The 7083-nt window shown below is 61.8% G+C and carries 8 protein-coding genes and 1 pseudogene; 4 read left to right on the forward strand and 5 right to left on the reverse strand.

Annotated features, from left to right (window positions below):
* Positions 1–189 precede the first annotated feature (189 nt).
* The 4 genes from EKD05_RS26955 to EKD05_RS24870 form a co-directional block, all read right to left on the reverse strand.
* Positions 190–870 carry a hypothetical protein gene (locus tag EKD05_RS26955; RefSeq protein WP_240695929.1) on the reverse strand — a complete coding sequence of 227 codons (681 nt, stop codon included), beginning with the start codon at positions 868–870 and terminating at the stop codon, positions 190–192.
* Between the two features lie 292 nt (positions 871–1162).
* Positions 1163–1807: a transposase gene (locus EKD05_RS24860; RefSeq protein WP_129678249.1), complete on the reverse strand. Its 645-nt coding sequence runs from the start codon at positions 1805–1807 to the stop codon at positions 1163–1165.
* Between the two features lie 349 nt (positions 1808–2156).
* Positions 2157–3146, reverse strand: coding sequence for a GGDEF domain-containing protein (locus EKD05_RS24865; RefSeq protein ID WP_165360967.1), 990 nt, complete (start codon positions 3144–3146; stop codon positions 2157–2159).
* Positions 3139–4257: a B12-binding domain-containing protein gene (locus tag EKD05_RS24870; protein WP_129678253.1), complete on the reverse strand. Its 1119-nt coding sequence runs from the start codon at positions 4255–4257 to the stop codon at positions 3139–3141. The genes EKD05_RS24865 and EKD05_RS24870 overlap by 8 nt, the downstream gene beginning before the upstream one ends.
* Before the next feature lie 299 nt (positions 4258–4556).
* Between EKD05_RS24870 and EKD05_RS26180 the strand changes: the two genes are divergently transcribed.
* From EKD05_RS26180 to EKD05_RS24880, 3 genes are all read left to right on the forward strand, one after another.
* Positions 4557–4703, forward strand: a complete 147-nt coding sequence (locus tag EKD05_RS26180; protein WP_165360968.1) for a hypothetical protein — start codon at positions 4557–4559, stop codon at positions 4701–4703.
* Positions 4704–5057: 354 nt separating this feature from the next.
* Positions 5058–5288: an addiction module antitoxin gene (locus tag EKD05_RS24875; RefSeq protein ID WP_129678255.1), complete on the forward strand. Its 231-nt coding sequence runs from the start codon at positions 5058–5060 to the stop codon at positions 5286–5288.
* Positions 5275–5598, forward strand: a complete 324-nt coding sequence (locus tag EKD05_RS24880; RefSeq protein WP_129678257.1) for a type II toxin-antitoxin system PemK/MazF family toxin — start codon at positions 5275–5277, stop codon at positions 5596–5598. Before EKD05_RS24875 ends, EKD05_RS24880 begins: the two co-directional genes overlap by 14 nt.
* A gap of 498 nt (positions 5599–6096) precedes the next feature.
* Here EKD05_RS24880 and EKD05_RS26185 read toward each other — a convergent pair whose 3' ends face one another.
* Positions 6097–6264 carry a hypothetical protein gene (locus tag EKD05_RS26185; RefSeq protein WP_165360969.1) on the reverse strand — a complete coding sequence of 56 codons (168 nt, stop codon included), beginning with the start codon at positions 6262–6264 and terminating at the stop codon, positions 6097–6099.
* Between the two features lie 415 nt (positions 6265–6679).
* On the opposite strand from EKD05_RS26185, the pseudogene EKD05_RS24885 reads away from it, so the two are divergent.
* Positions 6680–7083: pseudogene (locus EKD05_RS24885) on the forward strand (GNAT family N-acetyltransferase); the annotation flags it as partial.

Below are 7083 nucleotides of genomic sequence, written 5' to 3' on the forward strand. Positions count from 1 at the left end.
AGGACGAGCCGTTCCAAGGTGGCGCTGTCGTAGCCCCAGCCGTTGCGCTCGCTCTCGGCCTGAGCCAGTGGCAGCCAGTTCTCAAGGAAACGGAGGCGCGTGTCAGGGTCAGTGAACATCGCGTGCAGCTCCTCCTCCTCATGATGTGGATGTTGGCGGTAGCGGCAAGTAGTCGCTACCGTCGCACCGCTACGACCGATCCAGCGTCACGATGGCGGGGGTGCGGTCGAACATCCAGAAGGCCATCGGCAGGCCGAGCCCCAACGTCACGCCGATCAGGGCCCAGGCCACGCTGAGCCAGAAGGCGCTGAACCACCAACCAACCGCGACAAAGTAGATGGCGCGGAGCCAGAACGGATGCTGCGCAACGCGACCCTGGCTCACCACCGTGACGCCACCCTGACTGACGACCTTCATCTCGGTGCGCACCGGCTTGAGGGTCATCACTTGGGGAATGCGGTTGAGCATCAGCAGGCCCAGGGGCAGACCAATGATACTCACCAGCAAGAGCCAGGCGATTCCCGTCCAGAAGAAGCCCAGCCAGAGACCGATGAAGCAAAAGTAGAGCGCACGCACGAGACAGCCAGGGCCTGCTGCGTTCTGGGCAAAGATGATCGTTGGCCCCGGCGCGGGTGCCGCCGCCGGGGCTTGCACGATCACATTGACCGTCTGGACTGGGCCGGCGACTGGTGCGGCGACCGCCGCCGTGGTCTGCGGGATGACTGGGGCAGATGCGAGCGGAATCGTTGCCGGGGCAGCGCTAGCGGCCTGAACGGGTGCATGTTGGCTGCTGTTCGTGAAGTCACTCCCACAGTTGGCACAGCGGCGGGCATCGTCTGGGTTGAGATAGTCACAATTGGTACATCGCATGGTGGAATCTCCCTGTGCGTACAATGACGAACCACTACGCTCAGTATAGCCACGCCCCCTGGCGCAAATGTGCCCGTGAGACCAGTGCGTTGCGACCATTTTTGCACTGTGATACGAACACCTCGTTGCGAAGGGTGAGCGCACTTGCGCTCAAGTCGGAAAGACCTCAATCCTCGCAAGGAGGGTTGGGCTAAACATAACGTTGCGACGCCGCTCCTGGGACGGCGACACTGAACATAACGGAGTGTGCTCAGCGATCCTCGGGGGGGCGTGCCATACCATTGTCATACACTTAAGCATCTGAGGCATCAGCGTACGCGAGATCGGCGGCGGCCAGCGCCTCAGCAAGGCCAAGGGCTGCTGGATGGGCGAGGAGTTCGGCATGGTTGAGCCGGTCATCGCCCCGGCATTGCAGCCGTTCCCGCTGGAGCGCGGTGGCGATCTCCTGCAGGACGACGGTCAGATCGGTGCCCGCCTGGATCGCGCGATTCAGGTCGCGGATGCTCCGGCGGATGATCGTCAGCGCGGTCATCATGCTCCAGCCCAGCATGTGCCACGCCCCAACGATGGCGCCCCAATGCGCCAGGATCAACCCACACCACGTCGCGTAGAGTTCCACCTGCACCGCCGTCACATCCTGGGCCGCCGTCAACGTGATCCTGCGGTCACCCTTCCAGACCTTGAACACCAGTTCAATCTGCCAGCGCAGCCGCAAGAGCACCACGATCGCATCAATCATGGCTTGATCCGCCGGGATGTTGGTCACGGTGATCAGCCAATCACACAAGGCCAAGGCCTGCGCCGAGGGGGTACGGCCTTTGCGCTGGCACGCCTGCCGCAGTTGCCGGCGCCGTTGTTCCGCGACGGGCGCCGCCACCGGCACCACCACCAACTGACACGGGATGCGCTGTGCGCTGCCGATGGTCGCCATCGCCATGGCATGCGGCAGCCTCCTCTTTGAGGGGTATCATCGCTTAAGTGTATGATAATGGGCGGCTTCGCCACCCCAAACCCCCGCCTGGCGGCGACGTTGCAGCCGCCCTGCAGGCGCTCCCAGGGCTGTTCAACGCCCTGCGGCTGCGCCGCCCCCGCTCCCCCACTGGCGGCAACGTTGCAGCCGCCCTGCAGGCGCTCCCAGAGCTGTTCAACGCCCTGCGGCTTTGCCACCCCCAAACCCCCGCCTGGCGGCGACGTTGCAGTCACCCTGCAGGCGCTCCCAGGGCTGTTCAACGCCCTGCGGCTGCGCCGCCCCCTCACCCCCACTGGCGGCGACGTTGCAGCCGCCCTCAGCTTCTCCAGCAGACCAGGCGGTTCCGACCATCGGCCTTAGCCCGGTAGAGCGCGTTGTCGGCGTGGGCGATCAGGAGCTCGGGCGTATCGCGCCGGGCGTCGAGCTCGGCCACCCCGATGCTGATCGTCACCGAGAAGGTCACCGTCTCTGCGGCGACGAAGGACGTGCCCTCGATGTGGCTGCGCAGCCGCTCGGCCAGATCGGCTGCCGACGACTCATTGGTGGTTGGCAGCACACAGAGGAACTCCTCGCCGCCGTAGCGCCCCAGGTAGTCGGTGGCGCGGATGGAACCCCGCATCAGGTCGGCGCAGCCACGCAGCACCTGGTCGCCCACGGTATGGCCATAGCGGTCGTTCACCGTCTTAAAGTGGTCGATATCAATCATCAGAACCGAGACCGCCCCCTGGTAGCGCTGTGCGCGCCAGATCTCCTCGTCAAGCTTGTCTACGATGCTGCGGCGATTGAGAAGCTGGGTGAGATCATCGATTCGCGCAATATGCTCGATCTTCGCGAGCGCGTCTTCGAGGGCGCGCTGCTTCTCGCCGAGGGCGTGATTAAGCTTCTGGAGGGTATGCGTGGTCGTCGACAGATCGCTGACCACCTGCATGTATTGCTCGGCCCCATGTTGATCGAGTGCGGCGATCGGCTCGGCGAGGAACACAATCTGCGCATCTGCGGTTGCCGCCATGTGGCAGCGGTAGGATCGCAGGGTCGCGGTGAGGCTATCGCTCAAATTCAGGGTGATCGGCCCAACGTACTGCTCGGCCACCGCCCGTAGCAAGTGCGTATGAAAGCGTGCGCGGCTATGCGGCTCCATCAGCATACCGATGTTCTGGATCTCAGGCTGCTGGGCCAGGAATCGCCGCAGGCTGGGATTCACCTCGATCAGCCGCCCGTGCGCGTCGGTCAGCGCGATTAGAGCCTCGCTCTGCTCAAACACCAGCCGACTGCCCAGTGCGATCAGCTGTGCAGGGGGATCACTCAAGGGAGTCCTCAAGGTTGATGTTGGCATCGAGATAGTCAACGCACTCGCGGACACTCGCGCAGTACTGGTCGGCGCCCATCTGCCGCCAGATGTTGGGATGGGAGAGGTATGCCTGACCGCCAAGCAGAATGCGTGGGGCCGGGCTGAGATCCGCCGATCGAAGATCTGCGATCAGCGCCGTTACCTTCGGCAGGCTTTCGAAGAGGGTGGTCGAGATACAGACGGCTTGGGCCTGGGTCTGCGCCGCCAGTGCAACGACACTCTCAGCGGGGGTGTTGGCCCCGGTGTAGTAGGTGTTCCACCCGGCGATCTCTAGCAGGTCGGAGAGCATGCGCGCCCCGAGCTCATGGAACTCCCCAGGCGATGAGGTGACGACGATCTTGCCCTTCTGATGCGGCAGGTCGAGGATCTGCGGGTAGAAGTGGGCGATTACCCGCTGGGTGATCGCCGTCGCCAGATGCTCCTGGCCGACGCTGATCTGGCCCTCGGCCCAGCGCTCGCCGATCTCGTACATCGCCGGCTGGACAACATGCTGCCACCAGGTCGTGATCATCGCCGGGCTCTGGATGTACGCACTGGCGACTTGGAGCGCCGCACGCGTATCGGCCAGAAGCAGCAATTCCAGGTATCGCTCGAAGTGCGGCCGCATCTCGTCAGCGACGCCCGGTCGATCTGCAGGGGTCTGGGCCAGCAGCAAGATCTGGCTATGCATAGCGCTCATACACTGATAGACCGCGCCGATCACGGCAGCGCTGTGTGGGGGGAGGTGCAGCTCGACCCCTGTGCGCCAGATATCGAGGTTGATGGGGAAGGCCCACAGCGCGACCCCGCGCAGCGGGTGCATCCGATAGGCCCAGACGAGCAGTGCGATCAGCGCGTCGGCGCGCTTCATCTCCAGCTGCGCCAGCATCAGGCGGGCGTGATCCTCGTGGTTGCGATAGATCGCCTCAAGCGAGTAAGGCCCAGCCATCTCGCCAAGATCGGCACGCTCGGCCATGCGCTGGTTGGCGTAGGCCACGAGCAGCGGCGCGTGCTGTCGGTAATCCTCGCAGGCATCGCCATCCACCGCAGCTAAGGCCAGGCTGAGATCGTGTTTGAAGGAGTGATCCATATACCATCTCCTCACTCAAGACAGGATATTCAATGCACATTATAGATCATAAGTGCAACGATCGTACAACACTGCAGCTTGCAGTTTTCTTAGCGCGAATAAGCGCTGGGTTAAGGTGTGGGGCTACGCCCCATGGGCATCAACTTTAGGGCTGCCGCCCTCAAACACCTGCGTTGTTTTGGCTCAAATGGCCAGCTTCGCTGGCCATTTGAGCCAAAACAACAAAAGATTCTGGGGGCCGCAGGCCCCCAAGCCCCCGCTCCAGGGCTTAATTTGATGCGTATGGGCAGGGCAGCGCCGTGCCCGTACTCAGGGCCGGGCGGCGGAACAACGACGAGGCTCCGCTGCGAGCCGAGGGCGCGGTGGCAGTGCAGGCAACGGGTTCCGGTGAAGACCCGCGCTCACGCCATCATGCGGAGATCACCTGGATCACCGACGGTGCCTGAGAAGAGGCTTGCGCTGGCTTCCAGAACTGGGGGCTTAGGTTTCAGCAGGATGCCTTAAACCGATCAAATGGCACGATTCTGCTGATGCCGAGCTTCGCCAGCGACGGCGGAACCTTCCGCACAAGCACACGTAAGCGCCGTACACGATCTCGATTCTTGCGTTTTCTGTTCCTATGATACGTAGACCCCATGATCGCCGCGTAGCACGTATCATTGGGCTGTAGGTAGCACGATCGCCGTCTCCTTCATGTTCGGCTGCACTCTCTTGATACCGCATGTCTCTTGTCTTTTTCGCACAGTAGGCTATAATACGTGTACTATACGTGCAGTGGGAACTCTGGAAGGAAAATACGAATGCAGAAGAAGCTCACGATCACCGTAGATGAAGCGGTCTACGAAGGTCTTCATAAAGTCATCGGGCGAAGGAAAATTAGCCAGTTTATCGAGGAGCTCGTGCGGCCACATGTTATCGGCGGTGACCTCGAAGCTGGCTATGCGGCAATGGCAGCTGATGAAGCGCGGGAAGCTGAGGCAGAGGCATGGGCTGACGCGACGAGCGGAGATAGAGCCGATGAGACGCGGTGAAGTCTGGTGGGTAGATTTCGGTGGCTCTGTCGGTGGTGAAATCCAGAAGGAGCGCCCTGCGGTTATCGTCAGTAATGACATTGCGAACCGTCTCCTGAACCGCGTTCAGGTCGTTCCCTTGACGAGTAACGTTGACCACTTATATCCGAGCGAGGCATACGTTACCGTAAACAACCTTCAGCATAAGGCAATGGCCGACCAACTTGCGACGGTCAGCAAAAAAGGGCTCGGTAGTCAGATGGGAAAGCTTTCGAAAGCTGACATGCAAGCCGTCGAACGGGCAATCAAAGTACAGCTCGGGCTCCCGTAACGTAACTACTCATCAAATGCCGTGGACGCGCATCCTTCCTTGCCACGGGAATCCGTAGCAGACGCCACTGGCTGCGCTGGGTGCTGCCGTTGCGGTGCGCCAGCACTGGGAAGCGCGGCCCAGGCCAGGCCTTGCCATCAGACGCTGTCGCGGAACGATGCATGACGTCGGTTACCTATATCAGGGCCAGCACGCGCTTGATCCTCGCTGTGCCATCGTCGTTGCGCCTGGTTTGGTCAACGGATCGTCTTGTGGCATCGAGATTGTTCCGGAGCCCTCGGTGTGCGTTGCTTGTCCTCAGTATACTCGATTTCAGGCACGAATCTATGCGCCTTGGCTTGCTTGTTTGAACGCAGAGGCGCCGAGGCGGGGAGGCGCGGAGGTTGGCGCATCACCCCTCTGCGGCTCTGCGTTCACATTTCCGGGCGAGCCTCCACGCACGGGGGTGAACGCTGAACCCTTTTCCGATCTATTGGAAGTATGATCCACTCCGCTATGCTACAATGGGCACGAAAGCACCTCGCCGGTGTTGACCAGGGCGTTGGCCAGCCAGGGGTTGGGCACTGCGACGACGCTCAGGGTATACAGCGCGGCCAGTGCGATCCAGGGCCAGCGCGCTCGCAGCGCGATCGCCCCGCCGTAGATCATCGCCCCGAGCAGGGTCATGATCGCCCCGACCGGCGGGCCGCTGGGGTGGGCGTGGGAGTAGAGCAGAAGGTCGTTGCGGCAATCCGCTAGCCAACGGTGGATCAGGTGGTTGCCGCCAAAAGCGCGTATGTGCGACCACGAACTAGCGGAGCCCGGTTGATCGTGCGCTTGGATAACAAGCGCACGGTCAACCGGTGCATCTCGCTTCAGCCAGGGATCCTACCTGTGATTATCTACGCAAGTTTTTTGGTGACGCCTGGGTTGGCGCGTCTGGTACGATGGTTTGTGCTTCACTGGTGCTACCCGTGGTGTGAGGGGAAGGACTTGGGCTGGCACATGCGCTCAGCAGCATAAAAACGCCAAGTGGCAATAGGTAAGTAAGGTTTGCAGGTTATTATAATAAAGAAAAAGGGTATGTACAGAAAGGGACGTGATGATGAGCTTTCAGAATGCGCTCGGCCAACCAGTTGGCTCGCCCGTACCAGGGTGGAACCCTCCGCCAATTCCACCCCACACGCCGCTTGCGGGACGCTACTGTGCATTCGAACCGCTCGATCCTGACCGCCATGCGCAAGAGTTGTATGCGGCTATCTCGGCTGACGGTGAGGGCCGGATGTGGACCTACCTGCCGTATGGCCCGTTCCCGACCTTTGCCGCCTATCGTGCCTGGATTGATCATCCGTGCCCCGATGCCGATGCCCAGTTCTATGCCATCCGGGCCGGTGTGAACGGTCGCGCCTCTGGGGTCGCCTGTTACCGGAGCATCGCGCCGACGGCGGGGAGCCTTGAAGTGGCGCATGTTGCGTTTGCGCCTGAGCTTCAGCGTACGCCAGCCGC

This window comes from Candidatus Chloroploca sp. Khr17, from assembly GCF_004138165.1.
Classification (GTDB): domain Bacteria; phylum Chloroflexota; class Chloroflexia; order Chloroflexales; family Chloroflexaceae; genus Chloroploca.